Source organism: Deltaproteobacteria bacterium (genome assembly GCA_016218975.1).
GTDB lineage: Bacteria > Desulfobacterota > Deferrimicrobia > Deferrimicrobiales > Deferrimicrobiaceae > JAENIX01.
The window spans coordinates 1-19280 of sequence record JACRCO010000003.1 but is presented as its reverse complement, the minus strand read 5'-3'; the positions used below and the strand labels follow the sequence as shown (position 1 = coordinate 19280).

The window sequence follows — 19280 nt, the reverse complement described above, 5'->3', positions numbered from 1 at the left end:
GGGGACGTGTACTTAAAAACAGGAACGTCCCTGTTTTTAAGTACGGGAACGTCCCCGTTTTTAAGAACGTTTTTAAGAACGTCCCTGATTTTGAGATAAGATGGCGTAATCAGCCGTTACGGAGGTGGATAGATGGGCAAGGTAGACATCGGGCGTGTGAGATCGCTTTCCATCAAGTGCCTCTCCGAAGTCGCATGGCACGACAACAACAGGATGCGGCTCGATGTCCGGGAGTCCGGCGGACTGCAGGCCGACCAGTTCGACGTCAAGTGGACTCCGGGGAACGCCGCCGGGGTCTCCGCTCTCATAGAGTCGATCGACGGCGGCGGACGCCCGCGGAAGATCCTGATGGACACTGGCTGGGACGTGGAGTACATGGACGGCGTTTTCCGGCGCGAGGGTGTCGACGGGATGCTCTCCCGGGGAGAGATCGACTTCCTGTACGTCACCCATGAGCACGTGGACCATTTCTGGGGTCTGCCCGCCGTTCTCAAGTACCGCCCCGATATAAAGATCCTCCTTCCCGCGGGATTCTCGGAAAAAAGCCTGGAGATCCTTAAACAGAGCGGGCACACGGGGAAGGTGAAGGAGCTCGGGCCGGAGGCCCCCCACTTCCTGTTTCCGGGATGCGCATCGGCCACATTCGACATCCCCATATTCCTGAAGACCCACGGGGAACAGGCCCTCTACATCCACGTCGAAGGACGGGGGATGGTCACTGTCACGGGATGCTGCCACCCCGGGGTGATCACGCTCCTCGAATACGCCAGGGAATCGTTCGATGGATTTACGGAGTTCCACGGAGTTTACGGCGGGCTGCACATCTCCCCGTTCGAGGAGTGGGGCCCCGCCCAGGACGAGCTGCTGGACAAGCTAAAGACGTTCAGGCTGCAACGCCTTGCCTGCAACCACTGCACGGGGATCCTTACCGTTCAGAAAATGCTGGAGCGGGGTATGCCCGTCGTCATGGGATCGGGCGCGCAGGGCAGCCAGAGCGAATATTACCTCGGGAACGGGGACACGATCGTCTTCTGACGGACGTGCCGGATTTTTACCGCATCGTTCCGTCAGGACAGGTAGCGCTCCCTCCACATCGCGAAGACGAGGAGCGCCCAGAGGCGGTACTGGTGGTCCTGCCGCCCCGAGAGGTGTTCTTCAACGACCCGGGAAACACCCTCCGGCAGCAGGAACCCTTCCCTGCGGACCCGGTCCTCGCCCAGATATTCCTCCAGGAGGGGCTTCAGCTCGTTGCGCAGCCAGCGGTTGACCGGGATGCCGAACCCCATCTTCGGACGGTCGATCAGCTCCTTCGGAACGAGGCGGTAGAGGACCTTGCGCAGGAGGTATTTGGTTTCTCCGCCGCGCACCTTTAAGTCCATCGGAAGCCTCGCGGCGAACTCCACGATCCTGTGGTCCAGCAGGGGGACCCTCGCCTCCAGGGAGTAAGCCATCGAGGCCCGGTCGACCTTCGACAGGATGTCGTCCACCAGGTAGGTGCGTATGTCGGTGGCCATCGCCCGCTCGACGACCCCTCCCCACCGGTCGTCCAGAAACGTCCGGTAGTAGGACAGGTGCGAGTCGTCCGTCACTTCGGGGATGATCTCCGCAAGCCGCCCCTTTTCGAAGATTCCTACCGTATGAAAATAGAATTGGGCCGGGTCGCCGTGGCGCAGGCTTTCGGCCGCCCGCTGCACCTTGTGGACAGGGATGCGCGACAGGAGCGAGCAGAGAGGGCGGCGCACGACGGCCGGTATCCCCTGGAACGTCCACCCTTGCCTGACCCACTCGTAACGGGGATAACCGCAGAAAAGCTCGTCCCCCCCGTCTCCCGATATGCTGACGGTGACGTGGCTCCGCGTGAATTCCGAAACGAGCATCGTCGGGATGGCCGATGAATCCGCGAACGGCTCGTCGTACGCCTCCGGAATTTTCCGTACAAGGGCGAGCGCCTCCCCGGCGGTGCAGATTTTCTCGTGATGGTCCGTCCCGATATGCTTCGCCACTTCCCGGGCGTATCCCGACTCGTCGTATCCCCTTTCCCTGAACCCGATGGAAAAGGTCTTCACCTGCGCTGTGGCCGCCTTCTGCATGAGAGCGACGGTGAGGGAGGAGTCGATCCCTCCTGAGAGGAAGGCCCCAAGCGGGACGTCGCTGATCATCCGGTATTTTATGGAGGAAGAGAGCAGGCCGGAGAGTTCCTCGAGGTACTCCTCCTCCGAACGCGCCGGCCTTCTCCCGTATCCCCAGTGGTCGGATAGATCCCAATACGTCCTGTCGCGCACGTTGCCGTCGGGCAGGACCTCCATGATATGGCCGGGGAGCACCTTGCGGGCGTCCCGGAAGATTGAATGGGGTGCGGGGACGTACTGGAACTCGAGGTAGTACTGCAGCGCCTCCCTGTCCACCTCGCGGGAGAAGGAAGGGCAGGCGAGGAACGGACGGAGGGTGGAGGCGAACATGACGAGTCCCGGCGCCCGCGCCAGGTAGAGCGGTTTGATGCCGAGCCGGTCCCGCACAAGGAAGAGTTTTTCCGCATGCGCGTCCCACAGGGCGAATGCGAACATGCCGATGAACCTGGCGACGGCCCCCCCGACCCCCCACTCGCGGCAGGCGGCAAGGATCACCTCGGTGTCGGATTCGCCGCGAAAGGTATGGCAGGCCTTTTCGAGGTCTTTCCGTATCTCCCGGTAGTTGAATACCTCGCCGTTGTAGGAAAGGACCGACAGCCGGTCGGCTCCCGACATCGGCTGGGCGCCGCCCTCCGTTAGGTCGAGGATGGAAAGCCGCCGATGAGCCAGGCCGACACGTCCGTCGCCGGATATCCAGGCGCCCGACGCATCGGGTCCCCTCACCGCCAGCGGCTCCCCCATCCGGGCAAGCATCTCGATCCCCGGCCGGGTTTTCCCGTGCGCCAGGAAGCCCGCTATTCCGCACATTGGGTCATGTCCGCATGGGGGCGACTTCCGCCTCGTAAAGCTCTTCGTAAAGGGATGCGATCTCCATCGTCATCCGTTCCAGAGAGAACCGTTCGACGGCCCGCCGTCTTCCCGCCGCGCCCATCGAACGCGCACGATCCGGGTCGCGCAGGAGCGCAAGAATAGCTTCGGCGAGCGAAGACGGGTCACCCGGCGGTACGAGTATCCCCGTTTCCCCGTCGAGCACGGCTTCCGGATTGCCTCCAACCCGTGTGGCGACAACCGCTTTCTCCGCCGCCATCGCCTCCAGGATCACGTTCGAGAACCCCTCTTCGTGCGAAGGATGGACGGCGAAGGTCGATGCTGCGAGAATCGCCCCGGCGTCGGCTCTCAACCCGGCGAGGAAGACGTTTCCTGCAAGCGAAAGCCTCGCAATTTCCTCCCGAACCTCCTCCATCGCCCCGGCATCCCGGCCGACAAGGACGAATCGCGCCGAAGGGAAGGCATCCGCCACGATTCTTGCCGCCCGAACGAGATCGATGTGCCCTTTATAATGAAAGAGGTTTGCCACGTACGTAGCGACCGGCGCTTCTTCGTTGCCTGCAAGCTCCGGAAGGAGCCGCCCGATCGGCCCTGGATCCCGTGCGGCGGTATCGATTCCATTGTAGATCCGCCGGATCTTCCCTTCCCAGAACCGCTCCGTCTTTTCGACGTCCCGCCGCACCGCGTCTGAGTTCACGAGGACGATGTCCGCCAGCCGGTACCCAAGCGGTTCCGCCCGGCTCAGTAGAGTGTGCGATGCCTTGTAGTTGGAAAGCGACCTGCGGCTGACAATCACATTTTTCACCCCCGCCAGCCGCGCTGCGACGGGGCCGATGACGCAAGCGGCCGGCAAATAGGCATGAACTATGTCAGGGCGCTCCCGCCGGTAGAATCCCGCCAAGGTGACAATGGCGCCGATGTGGTCGCGCACCCCGGGCCGTACCTGCCGGTGAGCCTCGGGATTCCCACCGATGATCGAGACCGGCATGAGATCGGAGAATTCCCGGAACAGGCTCCCTCCTCCCGCCGTCGTCGCCAGCGAAAGGGAGAACCGCGCGCGGTCGAGCGACCGGGCAAGCGACAGGATGTGCCTCTCCGTTCCGCCCGCCTCTATATTGGGCAGGAGGTAGGCGATCTTCACCGGCGATCCGCGCAATCCGTCCGCCTCATGAGATATTTCATACCATAATTGGAAGTTGTTAGAATGTATGAGCTGCGATACCTTGCGGCGCAGGGCGGCAATTCGAGAGGGGACAGGATATCCTCGGCCACACCGATCACAGACCGAAAACGGTGATCGAGCCATCCCGCGGATGGCGGATGCTCAATTTGGGGGAGCTTCGGGAATGCCGCGAACTCCTCTGGGTCTTGATTCTTCGGGACATAAAGGTTCGATATAAACAGACCGTTATGGGGGCGGCATGGGTGATTTTACGCCCGCTACTCGGTATGACCGTGTTCACTCTGGTCTTTGGCATGCTGGTCAAGGTCCCCTCGGACGGATACCCATATGCGATCTTCGTTTTTTCCGCGCTCCTTCCCTGGAACTTATTCGCCGGTTCCGCCGGAGCGGCCGGCAATTCTATCGTTGGTTCCTCGGGGCTCATCGGCAAAGTCTACTTTCCCCGCCTCATCATACCCGTGGCTTCTGTGGGAAGCGGGATCGTCGACCTGGCCGTGTCCTCGCTATTTCTGTTGATCCTTCTACCGCTGTTCGGCGTGGGATGGAGTGCCAATCTGTTGGCCGTTCCCTTCCTCACTCTCGCGGTCCTTTTCCTCGCTCTCGGTGTGGGTATCCTTTTCTCCGCTCTCATCGTGGCGTACCGGGATTTCATCGCCGTCATGGTATTCCTTCTTCAGTTCTGGATGTTTGCCACACCGGTGGTCTACCCGTCCAGCCTGGTACCGGAAACGTGGAGATGGGTTCTTCATTTGAATCCGATGGCGGCGTTGGTCGAGGGATTCCGGTCCGCCTTTCTTGGAAAACCCTTCGACGGCGTCGGATTGTCCATTTCCGTCGTCATGGCGGGAGCCATCTTCCTCGCTGGAGTGGCATATTTCGAAAGGGTTGCGGGGAAATTCGCGGATGTCATCTGACGTTATCCGACCCGGTCCTTTGAGGAATGCATGCCGGCTATAAAAGCGAAAAACCTGTCCAAGCAATTCGTCATCGGGGGGAGGAAGAACGATCGGGACAGCTTCCGCGAGATGATCACGGATTCACTGCTTGCCCCATTCCGCAGGTTTCGGAGGCTCGGTGGCGCTGCGACGCCCGAAGAGCGTTTCTGGGCCCTGAAGGATGTGAGCTTCGAGGTGGAGCACGGGGAAACGGTCGGCATAATCGGAAAGAACGGGGCGGGGAAGTCCACTCTTCTCAAAATCCTTTCGCGGGTGACCGAACCGACTGCGGGGTGGGCCGAGCTTGACGGGCGGATCGGCAGCATCCTGGAGGTGGGAACCGGTTTCCACCCCGAACTTACAGGCAGGGAGAACATATTTCTAAATGGATCGGTCCTCGGAATGAGCCGCGTGGAGATCCGGAAGAAGTTCGACGAAATCGTCTCCTTCGCCGAGGTGGAGAAGTTCCTCGACACGCCGGTGAAGCATTATTCTTCGGGAATGTACATGCGACTGGCATTCGCCGTGGCCGCGCATCTGGAGCCGGAGATCCTCATCGTGGACGAGGTGCTCGCAGTTGGGGACATTCAGTTCCAGAAAAAGTGCCTTGGAAAAATGGAGGAGGCCGGAAAGGAAGGGAGGACTATCCTTTTCGTAAGTCACAATCTTACGGCTATCCGGGCGATGTGCACCCGTGTTCTCCTGATCGAGGACGGAAAGTTGGTTTGCGATGGAGAACCGGCAACGACGTTTGCCCGTTACGTGGGCGCGCCGGTGGGGAACCTTCTGGTTCGAGAATGGCCGGAAGCTGCAAAGGCGCCGCAGAACGCCTCCGCAATCCTTAGGAAGGTAATCGTCCGCGACGAGGATGGAAAGGTGCCGGCAGGTATCTGCACCGATACGCCGTTCTCCATCGAGGTTGAATACGGTGTGAAAAAGGAGGGGGCTTCGGTCGGGATCAACCTGATCTTCTACGACAGCGAGAATGTATGTGTACTGGCGTCCATCAACAACCATGAGTCTAATTGGTACGGCAAGCCGATGCCGGCTGGTATATATCGAAGCGTGTGCCGGGTGCCGAAAAACCTGCTGAACAACGTCTGTTATACGGTGAGCATCGTGCTATTCGGAAAGAACTATACGGATGCAGTCGTTGCCGGCGAAGTCGTCGCCATAGACGTCCAGGACGGCATTGAGACGCGCGGTGACTACTTCGGTGCCTATGCCTGCAGGATCCGGCCGGACTTTCCGTGGGCTACTGACAAGGTGGACGCATGAATGGGGGTTAAAGCGTTGTTGCTGCGATTCCTCGACAGAGTGCTGGGGAGGGCCGGGGTGGGGGATGGCGGTCTAACTCCACAGGAAGAGGCGATCTATAACAAGGGGGAACGTCTCATCCCCGGGATAACCCACGATTCCCGGGAGGTCACGCGTCACACCAGTTCCTATGAATTTTTCCGGAAGGTCATCGAGACCGACTTGGCTTTGGACGACGGACTTCGCATCCACGGTCGAGTCGAGATAGTGGACTTGGGGTGCGGAGTAGGCCATGGATGTCTCACGCTTTCCGGTATTCCGGGTTCCCGCATCACGGGCGTCGATGTCTCGCCGGAATGCATCGCGTACGCCAAGCACCGCTACGGTGCGGATAATGTGGCCTACCGTGTATGCGACCTGCGCGCATACGTGCCGGAGATGCCGATGTTTGACTATGTCGTTTCGCGCGGTGCCCTGGAACATCTGCCGAACGGATTGCTCCTGGCCAATGGTACACGATGGCGCAATCGCATCCTGTTCGACGTCCCCTACAACGAACCGGGAGAGGCCAACCCCCATCACGCGCTGACCGGGATCACCGAGGATGCCTTTTCTATTTTCCCGGATGCCGAGTTCTTCTATCAGGATCTGGATGGAATCATCTACGATGCCCTGCGCAAACCTGCCAAGCCCAACATGATTCTCTGCGTATGCAGCCGGCCCGATCTGCCAAGGGTCGTTGCCCAGGGGATTCCGTTCCCCTTGCCTGCATGGCAATCGGGGCCGGTCACGGCCGAAAACAGATGAGCATACGCTGGCTGGAAAGGGGGGAACTGATTCCAGCCGTTGTCGACCGGCTGGAGAAAATAGAGGTGGTTCTGGATATCGGATGTGGGATTGAACCTCAGAACTACGTCCGCCCGATGGTCCATATCTGCTGCGAGCCTTTCGGACAATACGTCGAGTGCCTCAAGGAGAAGACCGCTAAGAGCTTCGACCGCACCTTCCTCATCGTACAGGCCGCATGGGAGGATGCGGTGAGCATATTCCCGCCGAAATCGGTCGATACGGTTTTTCTTGTAGATGTTATCGAACACATCGAGAAGGAAGCGGGCGCCCGCCTGCTGCAGTCGACTGTCAGGATCGCGCGGCGGCAGGTGGCGGTGTTTACGCCGCTCGGATTCCTACCCCAGCACGCGGAAGGAATGGACGCCTGGGGGATGGACGGCGCTTCCTGGCAGGAGCATAAATCCGGCTGGCTTCCGGAGGACTTCGAGGAGTTTTGGGATATCTACGCTTCTCGTGCATTTCACACTGTCGACCATAAGGGAAGGCCTCTTTCGCCTCCACACGGCGCGTTCTGGGCGATCATGACCCACAGCGAGGAGGCTTCGGTCGGGGCCGAGACGCTGGACAGGAAGAAAAGGATAAAAAGGGTTCATGACCTGTCCGTCGAGAATACCTCTGCTGACCTTGACGGCTTTATCCTCGCTATGCGGGGAGTCCTTCGGGGAAGGTCGATCCGATGGGGGAGGCGACTGGTCGATTCCCTGGTTGCCTGGGATCGAAAGCGAAGGTAGGCGTTTGCGTAAAATTGCCATCGTTTCCCATGTCCTCCCCCCGTCTCCCTCAGGGCAGGCGGTTGCTCTCTACCGGCTGTTGTCGGGAATGCCGAGAGAGAAGTACGTCCTGATCTCCCGGGAGGATTACGAAGGGGATAGGGGGGAGGATTCAGCCTCGGTGAAGCTCTCCGCGCGATATTACCGGCTTCCCCCCCCGTATCGGCTCCGAATTCCGGGGATTGCCGCGTCCCGTGCGGCTGAATACCTGAATGCCGGAATCGCGATCCGAAGCAGGGCCCGGCAGATAGCCGAACTCGTCCGAAGAGAAGAATGCGGTATCCTTATCGGCTGCACGGGAGACCTGTACGACCTGCCGGCCGCTGCACTGGCAGGACGGCGGACGGGGTTGCCGTTTGTGCCCTGGATTTTCGACGACTATGTTTATCAATGGACGGGCATATCGGGGAGAATCGCTTCACGCTGGGAGCCGGTAGCCATCCGGGACGCGTGCGCGTTGATCGTGCCTAATGAGCATGCGCAGAAGGAGTATGAAAGACGTTACGGGATCCATGGCACCATCGTCAGGAACCCATGTCACATACCGGATCTCGCGTGCCTGGACGGGGAGGAGCGTGTATTCGAGCGGGGCGCGGCCCATATCGTCTACGCTGGTGCCGTTTACCATGCGCAGAGAGATGCATTCCTGAACCTTATCGCAGCGATCCCGAAACTCGTTCCGAATAGAGTGCTGCTGCACATATTCACCGCGCAATCCGCTGCGGAACTCGAGGCACAGGGAATCGCCGGACCGATGGTGGTCCGCCATCCGCACATCCCCCATTCGGAAGTGGCGGCGATCCTGCGTCAGGCCGATATTCTCTTCCTGCCGCTGGCCTTCCGTTCCCCGATCCAGGAAGTCATCCGTACTTCCGCACCCGGGAAGATGGGAGAGTATCTCTCCGTGGGCAGGCCTATTCTGGCGCATGTTCCCGCTGATTCGTTTGTAAGTTGGTATTTCCGGGAGAACGGCTGCGGGCTTGTTGCGGACCGGGACGATTCAGAGTTGCTCGCCTCGTCCATCGATCAACTGCTTACGGACCGACAGCTTGGAATCGAACTCGGAATCCGCGCTCGTTCCGCCGCGGAGCGGGACTTCGAAGAGGAAACCGTCAGAGCCGTGTTTTTCGAAGCGATCGGATCCTTCACGAATGCTCGACAGCACAACGAAGTCCGGGTTGTTAAGATACCGGCGGATGAGGGGAAGGCCTGATCGCGATGCGTATCCTTCTCGTCGCCATGGCGAACAGCATTCACACGGCCCGCTGGGTCGGGCAGATCGCCAATGAGGGGTGGGACCTGCACCTCTTTCCGAGTACGGACACCTGGATCGACGTACATCCGGACATGAGGAACGTCACCCTGCACCACACGGGATTCAGGAATCCGCCCCGAACCCAGAACGCCGTCCGGTTCCGGGGGGTCTCCTTCGCGGGGCGCGCGAAGGACATGTGGCGACGAAGGGTCCTGAAGGAGGAAGGGACGGAACACCAAGCGAATCGCCTCGCCCGCCTGGTGGACCGCCTTTCGCCCGACATTGTTCACTCCCTCGAAATCCAGCATGCGGGCTATTTGAGCCTGGAAGCACGGCGGCGGCTGGGTGGGTCTTTTCCCCCGTGGATCGTGACGAATTGGGGCAGCGACATTTACCTGTACGGCAGACTGGCGGAACATGCTCCGAGGATACGGGAAGTTCTCTCCTCCTGCGATTACTACTCCTGCGAATGCCTTCGCGATGTCGCCCTGGCGAAATCATTCGGCTTCGGCGGGATGGTGTTTCCCGTTTTCCCCAACACCGGTGGATTCGACATGAAGGAAATTGCGTCTCTCCGGCAGCATGGGCCCTCCTCTGCACGACGGGCGATCATGCTTAAAGGGTATCAGCATTGGGGAGGAAGGGCGTTGACGGGGCTTCGCGCGCTTGAGAGGTGTGCCGACCGGCTTGCAGGATATGAGGTGTGGATCTACTCGGCCACCCCGGACGTCGCGGTCGCCGCGGAGCTGTTCGCGAATTCGACGGGCATCCCTGTTACGCTTATTCCGAAGGATACGCCGCATGCGGAAATCCTGTCCCGGCACGGACGGGCAAGGATCTCGATAGGTTTGAGCATCAGCGACGCCATTAGCACTTCGCTGCTTGAAGCGATGGTCATGGGGTCGCTTCCGATCCAGTCGTGGACCGCATGCGCCGACGAATGGATCGTGGACGGAAAGTCGGGGCTTCTCGTACCGCCGGACGACCCCGAGGCGGTGGAGGCGGCCCTCAGGAGGGCGTTGAGCGACGACGAACTCGTGGACAAAGCGGCGGAGATCAATCTGCGTACTGCCGCTGAACGCCTCGACCGTGAGCGCATCCGACGGATGGCCGCCGGTTTCTATACGCAGGTCGCCGCGGGAACCGGCTGCAGTGGCTGAGGCGGAGTTAATAGCCGGCCGGAGAGAGACAGGATGAGGTCCATATTCCGGGAAACGGGAAGGCGATTGGCCACGTCTGCTCTATGTGCCGCCGCACGGTTCACGGCGGCCGTTCTGGGGCGATGGCATTCGGATGTGTCCGAGAGGATGGTGCGGGATATCTTCAACGCCGGGGGATTCCATTTTCTACGGCCGCATTATTATCTGCCGATCCCCGACAATGCCGATCTCGAAGCGGGGTACCACCTTGCCGGGTCCGATCTTGCGGGCCTGGAGATGAACGACGCGGCTGGACTTGATCTTATGGAGAATGCGCTCACTCCGTATATCTCCGAGTTTCGGCAGCGGATTCCCTTGAAGGAAGAGGCGGATAACGATCCGAAGCGGTTTTTCCTTCTCAACGGCACATTTATGGCGGTCGATGCCCAGGTATACTACGCATTGATACGCTCTTTCCGGCCTGGAAGGATCATGGAGGTGGGCGGCGGCCGTTCCAGCCTGCTGGCGGGGATAGCCTGCATCCGGAATCGCGAGGAGACGGGCCGGGAATCGCGGCTCGAGGTAATCGAGCCGTACCCGGGCGAATTGTTCCACGGCGGATTTCCCGGATTATCGGAGCTTCTTCCGGTGAAGGTACAGGAAGTGCCGCTCGAACGCTTTACATCCCTCCGCGCCGGCGACATCCTGTTCACGGATTCCTCCCACGTTCTACGCGCGGGAAACGACGTACAGCGGCTGTACCTGGACATATTCCCGCGCCTTGCGCCGGGGGTTCTGGTGCACGTTCATGACGTGAGTCTCCCCGGACCCTATCCCCGCGTTTATTTTGAGAACGGCTGGTACTGGAATGAGCAGTACCTTCTTCAGGCCTTCCTCGCTTTCAACTCCCGGTTTGAGGTGCTCTGGGCGGGAAACCGCCTGATGGTACGCTATCCCGAAAGGATACTCGCGGTGTTTCCGGAATTTCTCAAGATGCGGGAACTCTATCCCCAATCCGAACCGACAAGCTTCTGGATGAGGGTGCGCCGATGAAACCCCGTCGGGTCCTGGTCCTTGGTGCGGCCGGCATGCTCGGCCATGTGCTCTTCTCGTCGTTTTCCGAACGGGGGGACATGGACGTTTTTGCGACGGTACGGGCCAGGGAGGGCCTCGACCGATGGTTCTCCGAGGGTCTTTTCGCGAAAATCCGCGGTGGGGTGGACGCGGAACACTTCGATTCCGTGTGCGCCGTGCTGAACGACATCCGGCCGGAGACAGTCGTAAATTGCATAGGGGTCGTCAAGCAGCTTGCGGCGTCGAAGGACCCCGTCCTGTCGATTTCGGTCAACGCGCTGTTCCCGCACCTGCTTGCCCGGGCATGCCGGGAGATCGGGGCGCGGTCGATCCATTTCAGCACGGATTGCGTTTTTTCGGGGGCGAAGGGAAATTACAGCGAGGATGACCCGCCGGATCCGCCGGACATGTACGGCCGGACGAAACTGCTGGGAGAGGTCGACTCTCCCGGATGCCTGACGGTCCGCACATCCGTCATCGGTCATGAATTATCCGGAAGAAACGGGCTGCTGGAGTGGTTCCTGGGGCAGGACGCGAAGGTAAAGGGATTCGCAGGAGCCGTCTTCTCGGGCTTTCCCACCGTGGAACTGGCGAGGATCCTTTGCGAGCGCATCTTTCCGAACGAAGAATTGGCGGGGATTTACCACGTTTCCTCCGAACCCATCGCCAAATTCGATTTGCTCAAACTCGTGGCGGAAAGGTACGGAAAGAAGATCGCCATCGACCGGGAATTGTCGTTTTCAGCCGACCGGTCTCTCGATTCGTCGAGGTTCCGCAAGGCGACCGGATACGAGCCGCCCGCGTGGCCGGAGCTCGTATCGATGATGCACGCCCATTTCCTCGATTCCCCGCTGTATGCGTCCCGTGCGAGAATCGGATGACGCGGCGCCGCGCCCCGGGCCGCAGGACGGGAGGACAGGCATGAAGTCTCTCTTCAAGGACAAGACGATCGTCGTAACCGGAGGCACCGGCTCGCTCGGAAAGGTGCTCTCGCGGCGCCTTCTCTCCGGCGAACACGGCATGCCCAGGAAGATCATCGTCTTCTCCCGCGACGAAGCCAAGCAGCACCTGATGCGGATCTATTACCAGCAGAAGAGGATAGTCACCGACGAGGTGATCTACCGGAACTTCGAACAGCTCCTGGAATTCCGCCTGGGGGACGTGCGCGACTACTCCTCCGTTTGCTCGGTCCTGAAAAACGCCGACATCGTGGTTAACGCGGCGGCCTTGAAGCAGGTCCCGTCATGCGAGTATTTCCCCTTCGAGGCGGTCAGGACCAACGTCGGCGGCGCGGAGAACATCGTGCGCGCGATACGCGAGAACGACCTCAAGGTGGACGCGGTCGTCGGCGTGTCCACCGACAAGGCATGCAAGCCGGTGAACGTCATGGGGATGACCAAGGCCTTGCAGGAGCGGATCTTCATCTCGGCGAACATAGCGATTCCTTCCACCCGATTCGTATGCGTGCGGTACGGCAACGTTCTCGCCTCCCGGGGGTCGGTGATCCCCCTGTTCCACGAACAGATCCGGAACGGCGGGCCTGTGACCGTCACAACCGAGGAGATGACGCGTTTCCTGCTTCCGCTGGAAAGGGCGGTGGAGACCGTCTTCGCAGCGCTCGAATCGGCTCTGCCGGGCGATATCTACGTGCCAAAGGTTCCCTCGGCCCGCATGATAAACGTCGCGAAGGCGCTTGTCGGAGACCTGCCCGTAAAGATCGAGATAACCGGTATCCGTCCCGGCGAGAAGGTCCACGAGGTGATGGTATCGGAAGAGGAAGCATGGCGGACATTCGACCGGGACGGGTACTACGCCATCAGGCCCCTCCTGCCCGAACTGATGAAGGCGGAGCACGGGCGTCCGGCGCTTAACCGGGAATACAGCTCCGGCGACTCGCTGTTGACGCTCGAGGAAACCCGGGATCTGCTTACGAAGCACAATCTCATGGTAGGCCGGGCGCCCGAGGAGGAGGAAATGCTCCGATGAAGGTCCTTACCATCCTCGGAACCCGCCCGGAGATCATTCGTCTGAGCTGCGTGATCCCGGTCCTCGACGGACTCTGCGAGCATGTCATCCTCCATACCGGCCAGAACTACGAGCGGTCGCTCAACGACGTCTTCTTCGAGGAGATGGAGATCCGGCCTCCGAACTACATGGTGACGTGCAGGGCGGAAACTCCCATGGCGCAGGTGGGGGCGATCCTGGCGGAAAGCGAACGCCTGATGATCGCGGAAAAGCCGGACCGCCTCCTGGTCCTGGGCGATACGAACAGCGGCCTCTCCGCGATCGCAGCCAAGAGGATGGGAATCCCCGTGTTCCACATGGAAGCGGGGAACCGCTGCTACGATGACCGGGTTCCCGAGGAGGTCAACCGGCGGATAATCGACCACACGAGCGACGTCCTGTTGCCGTACACGGAACGGAGCAGGGCGAACCTGCTTCGCGAGGGGATCGAGGGGGAGCGGATCTTCGTTACGGGCAATCCCATCAAGGAGGTCCTCGACCGCTACGGTCCGAGGATCGCGGAGAGCCGCGCTCTCGAAAATCTCGGGCTGGCCGCCGGAAAGTACTTTCTCGTTACCCTGCACCGGGCCGAGAACGTCGACGGGGACCGTCTTGCGAAATTCGCCGAAGCGTTCCGCGGAATATACGAGGAGCACCGGCTTCCCGTCATCGTGAGCCTCCATCCCAGGACGCGGTCGCAGTTGTTGCGCCGGGGAAAGACGATGGATTGCGACGGAGTGCGGACAATGGAACCGCTCGGGTTGTTCGACTTCGTCAACCTGGAGAAGAGGGCGAAATGCGTCCTTTCCGATTCGGGCACCGTGCAGGAGGAGTGCTGCCTGTTCGGCGTCCCTTCGGTCACGCTGCGCGACGTAACCGAGCGCCCGGAAACGCTCGAAGCGGGGAGCAACATTCTCAGCGGTGCGGAGCCGGAGTCGATCCTTTCATGCGTGAGAACGGTTCTCTCCCGGACTTTCGAATGGTCCCCGCCGCGGGAGTACCTGGCGACGGATGTAAGCGGCACGGTGGCGAAGATCGTTCTCGGATACAACCGGCGGTAGCGTGGAGTCCCGGCCGTACGTTTCCATAGTCATTCCCGTATATAACGGTTCGAACTACCTGGGCGAGGCGATCGACAGCGCCCTGGCCCAGACCTATCCGAACATCGAAGTGATTGTCGTCGACGACGGATCCGACGACGGGGGCAAATCGGAGAAGATCGTCCTTTCCTACGGGAACAGGGTCCGGTATATCCGGAAGGAAAACGGCGGCGTCGCTTCCGCACTGAACCTCGGCATCCGGGAAATGCGCGGGGAGTACTTTTCCTGGCTCAGCCATGACGACGTCTACCGGCCGGAAAAAGTGGAGGCGCAGGTCGAATGCCTGGCTCATATGGGGCGCGATGCGATCCTGTATGGCGATTACGAGCTGATCGACGAGCGGGGGCGGTTCCTGGAGACGGTCCGTACCGGGCACATGACCGCTCGGGACTTCCGCATGGCATTGATCACGGACATTGCGGTCAACGGCTGCACGACGCTCGTTCCGAAATGTTTCTTCGAAACCGTGGGCGTCTTCGACGAGAGGCTCAGGACAAACCAGGACTACGACCTCTGGTTCCGGATGGCATCGAGGTACACGTTCGTTCACGTCCACAGGATCCTTATCGGATCACGGGTTCACCCCGGCCAGGGAACGCGCCGTATGGCCGATACCTGTCTTGCGGAAGGGAATGCATATTTCATGCGTTGTCTCGATGCCATAGCGGCCGATTATGCCGCGGGCGGTTGTCCGGGCTGGCTGCATCGCTTCTTTTTCATGGCTGCGGTCCGGCTGAAGAGGAGAGCCTACTTCCCCGCGTCGCAGCACTCTCTGGAACTTTATCTGCGGCATTCCGCGGAAGGGGCGCCGGGCTCGGCGGTCCGCAGGGCAATTGCGTACGGGTATCTCGATATCTGCGACAGTTTCCCGGTGCGAAAGGCGATCGGATTGCCGGGTTACCTTGGACGGAAGTGGGACCGTCTCCGGAGAATATGCGGGCGGCAATCCTGGCCTGCAAGAAGGACATAGATGCCGGGATGAAGCGGTGAAACGTAATCTGTCATCGCGGGGCGTCGCGACGGCGATCGTTGCGGCCGTAGCGCTCGCGTGCAGTCTCGTCTTCGTCTTTTCTTATCCGTTACCGCCGCTGACCAGCGACGATATCGGGTATATGGCGCTGGCCCGAAGCGTGGCGCAGGGGACCGGTTTTTCGGAGGACGGAGGGATCACTCCGGCGGTGTACAGGCCTCCTCTCTTTTCGCTCCTGCTGGGCGGCTGGTTCCGGGCGACGGGGACCTCGTCCATCCTGTCCGCCTCCGTTTTCCAATCGCTTCTTCACACCCTTGGGACCGTCGCGGCGTTCGGCCTTTTTCTTGAGATCATTCCATCCCTTGCATGGGCGTTCGGAGCCGCGTTGTTCATTGCCGTGAATCCGCTTCTCGTAAGCCGGGTGGCCTTCGTCCTCCAGGAGCCGACGGTCCTGTTGTTCACGATGATTGCGGCATGGTTGACGGTGCGGCTCGTCAAGGCCCATTCGGCTGCGAAAGCCGCCTTGTCCGGGGCGGCATGGGGAGTTTGCACTCTGGCCAAGGTCGTATCCTGGTACGTTCCCTTGCTGATTGTCGCAATGCGGTTCCTGCCTGCGAGGTTCCGCTTTACGCTTCGGGGGAAGGAGGTCCTGGCCCTTTTGTTCTGCTTTACCGCGGCGATCGCTCCGTGGACGATCCGGAACTATGTTCACTTCAACCGTCTCATACCGGTGAACGGCCAGGGAGAGGGATTGCTCGAATGGAATGTATCTCACGCGGAAATCCCCGGCGAGGCGCCGGGGGAGGAGTACGTGAAGAAAGTCCAAACGGGGAACTTTACCGAAAATCAACGAAAGGAACTGTTATGGAATTACGTCAAGGAACATCCATACCATTTCCTCGTGCGTCGTACCGCGCGTAACGTCATCCACTTCGCCGCGCCCTCGAGGGACTGGTGGATACTTCGAGGACATTGTGCGCCCGGCGAGCACGGGACGTTGTATTGGATACTGACATCCCTGTTTCACATTCCGTTGTTTCTTTTTCTCGTGTACCGTACCTGGCAATTCGGGAGTGGGCTTGCGCCGCCCGGCTTCGGTTTCGTCATGCTTCTCTATTGGACATACTGGATCGAGCACGCGCTGTTGTGGGGGGATCCTCGATACGGCCTTGCGGTATATCCGATTCTAGCCGGAGCGGTCCCGCCTTTCGCCGGCATCTCTAAGATGGGCGGCGACACCTGATATAGAGGGACCCTGCGAACTCGCGGAGAAGGGGAATCTTCTCCAACATGCGTCCCGTTGCACCGACAAGCCCGATGAGCCGTTCCGGGGTGTGCGGGTGCAGCCAATCGAACGGCGTTATCTCGATCATGTCGAAACCAGCTTTTCCCAGGCGACTGCGGAGACGCCAACGCAGGAAGGCCGTTTCGTCCGGGGAAACTTGCGGAAACCACTTCCGCATGAAAGTGAATTTCCGCTCGATGACGATCTGTGGGTTGAGCATGTTGGGCTCGGCGAAACTCATGATCCCCCCGGGTTTGAGCAGTTCGAAGATCCGGAAAAGTGCTTTTTCGAGATCCAGATGATGCAGGACGGAAGATCCTATGACCGCGTCGAACGGGCCGTCCACGTCGCACTCCTCGAACTGCTTTCTCTCGAATCGAACCCTGTCGGGCGGAAGGTTCCGGGCGACGGCCATTTCAAGGAGATCGGAGGATATGTCGACGGCAACGATCCGGGACCCGGTCCGCGCGAACATTTCCGTGAACAGTCCCGTGCCGCACCCGACCTCCAGCGCCAGCACTCCCGGCCCCAGATTTGCGCCGGTAGCGATTCGTTCCGCCCTCCTCCCGGCGCGGACCTGGCCGGCGGGTGTCTTCCACCCCCAGACGGATTCCGGATCCACTTGAGAGAGCTTTTTCCCGTGTGCGATTTCGCGATCCGCCCGTCGGGACATCATTCCGGTCACGGTTTACGCCTGATCCTTTATACGAACTTGATACGCCGGAGCGCGAACAGGCACATCCGCAAGAGCAGCCATCCGTGGCGGAAACGGGAAATCTGCGTTGTACCGTACGTCCGCTCGCGGTACCTGATCGGCACTTCGACGATTTTCAGGTCGAGCTTTGCCGCGCCGAAGATCAGGTCGAAATCCCCGAACGGGTCGAACTCGCCGAAGTAGCTCCTCTCGGCCGCGATCCGTTCGTAATCCTTCCGGAAGAGCGCCTTGGTCCCGCAAAGCGTGTCCTTGAACGGCTGATCGAGAAGCCAGGTGAACGCCATGCTGAAAAATTTGTTTCCCAGGGTGTTCAGTGACCGCATGGCCTGCTTTTCCATCGCGTAGACGAGGCGGGATCCGTTGATGAATTCGCCGTGGCCGGACGCCAGCGCCCGGAAGAATTTCGGAAGGTCTTCCGGGGGCACGGTGAGGTCTGCGTCCAATATCATGAGGACGTCTCCCGATGCGGCGGAGAAGCCTTTCCTGACCGCGTCTCCTTTACCTGTGCCGTTTCCCTGCCGTATGAGCTTGATGTCCTTGCCGGGATTCGAGGAGATTACCCGCTCTATTTCCTCTGCCGTGCCGTCGGCGGAATTTCCCTCCACGAAGATCAGTTCGGTGTGCCGTCCCATCGCCGGCGTTCTCGCCACCGCCTGCTCGATATTTCCCCGCTCATTGCGTGCCGGGATGATAATGGAGCAGGTAAGAGAATCTTCCGCAACCGGCTCGGGAACCGGACGGGCGACGATCAACTCCATCAGGCAGAGTTTTCTCAAAATCGGCAGGTTCGAAAGAACGCGGTTGCAGAGCGGGGAAAGAAGGGGAATCCTGACTGGAAGCAGCAGTCTGTACCCCTTGTGAATCGTCTGGAAGCCGGTGAGGGAAAACAGGTTCTGTATGTCCCCCAGGGCCAGCCAGTTAAGGTCCGGCTGCGGCCGTTTCAATCCGAGCTGTTCCCCGAGTTTAAGCAACGGCTCCCAAAAATAATTGAAGTACGTGACGATCACGCGAGTACGAAGATGGCACACCTTGCGGAGTTCCTCGAAGGCACGCTGGACGTCTTCGATGTATCCGATGGTGTCCGAGAGGATGACGTAATCGAACGTTTCATCGACCGGCAGGTCCTCTGCGTCACCTTCAAGGAAGGAGAGATCCGGATACTTCGCGCGGGCGATCTCAACCGTCTTCGGGCTTACGTCCACACCAACCCCGCGCATCGGTGCGAGCGCATGCAACAGATCGCCGGTCCCGCACCCGATTTCGAGCACGGAGGAGCCCGGCGGCACGTGGAATCGAAGAATCTTCTCGATCGATTCGTAGTAGTACCGGTTCTTGGCCTTCCAGCGGTCGGACTGCGGAGCCTGGGAGTCGAGATACGAGATCAGGTCCGGTTTCGCGGGCATCTACCCCGCGCCCCCGGCGGTGTTCCACCTATTGATCAGCGCCCCGATGATCGTGGTCATTTCCGCGATTCCGTCCACCGGGATCTTTTCGTCCACGCCGTGGATCCGGCCCATGTCGCCCCGCTCGAGCAGCAGCGGCATCAGCCCGTATGTTTCCACCCCGGCCGCCCGGAAGAAGCGGGAGTCGGTGAACCCGGTGGACAGGTAAGGAAGCACTACGGCATCGGGATGAACGGTGCGGACGGCGTCCGCCATCGCGTCGTAGAGCGGCCCCCGGGGCGAGCCGGACGGCTTCTCGGAGAAGAGCGTCACCACGTAGACGTCGAGATCGCGCAGCATCTCCCGCACCTGCGCCGCCACCTGTTCGGGGTCCTCGCCGGGGAG

Annotated in this window: 18 protein-coding genes; 13 read left to right on the top strand and 5 right to left on the bottom strand. The window is 60.4% G+C overall.

The window, feature by feature from the left end; genetic code table 11:
* Positions 1-132 precede the first annotated feature (132 nt).
* Positions 133-1035, top strand: a complete 903-nt coding sequence (locus HY896_00670) for an MBL fold metallo-hydrolase (GenBank protein MBI5574858.1) — start codon at positions 133-135, stop codon at positions 1033-1035.
* A gap of 32 nt (positions 1036-1067) precedes the next feature.
* Here HY896_00670 and asnB read toward each other — a convergent pair whose 3' ends face one another.
* Complete coding sequence (gene asnB / locus HY896_00665; GenBank protein ID MBI5574857.1) at positions 1068-2936, bottom strand: asparagine synthase (glutamine-hydrolyzing); 1869 nt, start codon at positions 2934-2936, stop codon at positions 1068-1070.
* 4 nt (positions 2937-2940) lie between these two features.
* Positions 2941-4113 (bottom strand): glycosyltransferase, encoded by a 1173-nt coding sequence (locus tag HY896_00660; protein MBI5574856.1) that lies wholly within the window; start codon positions 4111-4113, stop codon positions 2941-2943.
* A gap of 164 nt (positions 4114-4277) precedes the next feature.
* On the opposite strand from HY896_00660, the gene HY896_00655 reads away from it, so the two are divergent.
* From HY896_00655 to HY896_00600, 12 genes are read left to right on the top strand one after another with little or no spacing between them, the layout of a single operon-like run.
* Entirely contained in the window at positions 4278-5054 is a 777-nt protein-coding gene (locus tag HY896_00655; protein MBI5574855.1) for an ABC transporter permease, read from the top strand.
* A 30-nt stretch (positions 5055-5084) separates the two neighbouring features.
* A complete protein-coding gene (locus HY896_00650; GenBank protein MBI5574854.1) occupies positions 5085-6353 on the top strand; it encodes an ATP-binding cassette domain-containing protein in 1269 nt (422 codons plus the stop codon).
* Positions 6354-7139, top strand: coding sequence for a class I SAM-dependent methyltransferase (locus HY896_00645; protein ID MBI5574853.1), 786 nt, complete (start codon positions 6354-6356; stop codon positions 7137-7139). It begins immediately after the preceding gene.
* Positions 7136-7912, top strand: a complete 777-nt coding sequence (locus HY896_00640) for a class I SAM-dependent methyltransferase (protein ID MBI5574852.1) — start codon at positions 7136-7138, stop codon at positions 7910-7912. The genes HY896_00645 and HY896_00640 overlap by 4 nt, the downstream gene beginning before the upstream one ends.
* Positions 7913-7916: 4 nt before the next feature.
* Positions 7917-9164: a glycosyltransferase gene (locus tag HY896_00635; protein MBI5574851.1), complete on the top strand. Its 1248-nt coding sequence runs from the start codon at positions 7917-7919 to the stop codon at positions 9162-9164.
* A gap of 5 nt (positions 9165-9169) precedes the next feature.
* Positions 9170-10366 carry a glycosyltransferase gene (locus HY896_00630; GenBank protein ID MBI5574850.1) on the top strand — a complete coding sequence of 399 codons (1197 nt, stop codon included), beginning with the start codon at positions 9170-9172 and terminating at the stop codon, positions 10364-10366.
* Between the two features lie 33 nt (positions 10367-10399).
* Positions 10400-11398, top strand: coding sequence for a class I SAM-dependent methyltransferase (locus tag HY896_00625; GenBank protein ID MBI5574849.1), 999 nt, complete (start codon positions 10400-10402; stop codon positions 11396-11398).
* Positions 11395-12300 (top strand): SDR family oxidoreductase, encoded by a 906-nt coding sequence (locus tag HY896_00620; GenBank protein MBI5574848.1) that lies wholly within the window; start codon positions 11395-11397, stop codon positions 12298-12300. The genes HY896_00625 and HY896_00620 overlap by 4 nt, the downstream gene beginning before the upstream one ends.
* 40 nt (positions 12301-12340) lie before the next feature.
* Entirely contained in the window at positions 12341-13405 is a 1065-nt protein-coding gene (locus HY896_00615) for a polysaccharide biosynthesis protein (GenBank protein ID MBI5574847.1), read from the top strand.
* The gene (gene wecB, locus HY896_00610) at positions 13402-14484 is read left to right on the top strand and encodes a UDP-N-acetylglucosamine 2-epimerase (non-hydrolyzing) (protein MBI5574846.1); all 1083 of its coding nucleotides are present in this window, start codon (positions 13402-13404) and stop codon (positions 14482-14484) included. Before HY896_00615 ends, wecB begins: the two co-directional genes overlap by 4 nt.
* A gap of 1 nt (position 14485) precedes the next feature.
* The gene (locus tag HY896_00605; protein MBI5574845.1) at positions 14486-15493 is read left to right on the top strand and encodes a glycosyltransferase; all 1008 of its coding nucleotides are present in this window, start codon (positions 14486-14488) and stop codon (positions 15491-15493) included.
* 16 nt (positions 15494-15509) lie between these two features.
* On the top strand, positions 15510-16736 hold the full coding sequence (locus HY896_00600; GenBank protein MBI5574844.1) for a glycosyltransferase family 39 protein: 1227 nt from the start codon (positions 15510-15512) through the stop codon (positions 16734-16736).
* Here the strand turns inward: HY896_00600 and HY896_00595 are convergent.
* The 3 genes from HY896_00595 to HY896_00585 all read right to left on the bottom strand — a co-directional run.
* The gene (locus tag HY896_00595; protein MBI5574843.1) at positions 16714-17463 is read right to left on the bottom strand and encodes a methyltransferase domain-containing protein; all 750 of its coding nucleotides are present in this window, start codon (positions 17461-17463) and stop codon (positions 16714-16716) included. The genes HY896_00600 and HY896_00595 overlap by 23 nt on opposite strands.
* Positions 17464-17480: 17 nt before the next feature.
* Positions 17481-18896 (bottom strand): glycosyltransferase, encoded by a 1416-nt coding sequence (locus tag HY896_00590; protein ID MBI5574842.1) that lies wholly within the window; start codon positions 18894-18896, stop codon positions 17481-17483.
* Positions 18897-19280 (bottom strand): M20/M25/M40 family metallo-hydrolase (locus tag HY896_00585; GenBank protein ID MBI5574841.1); only part of this gene is annotated, 384 nt, incomplete at its 5' end.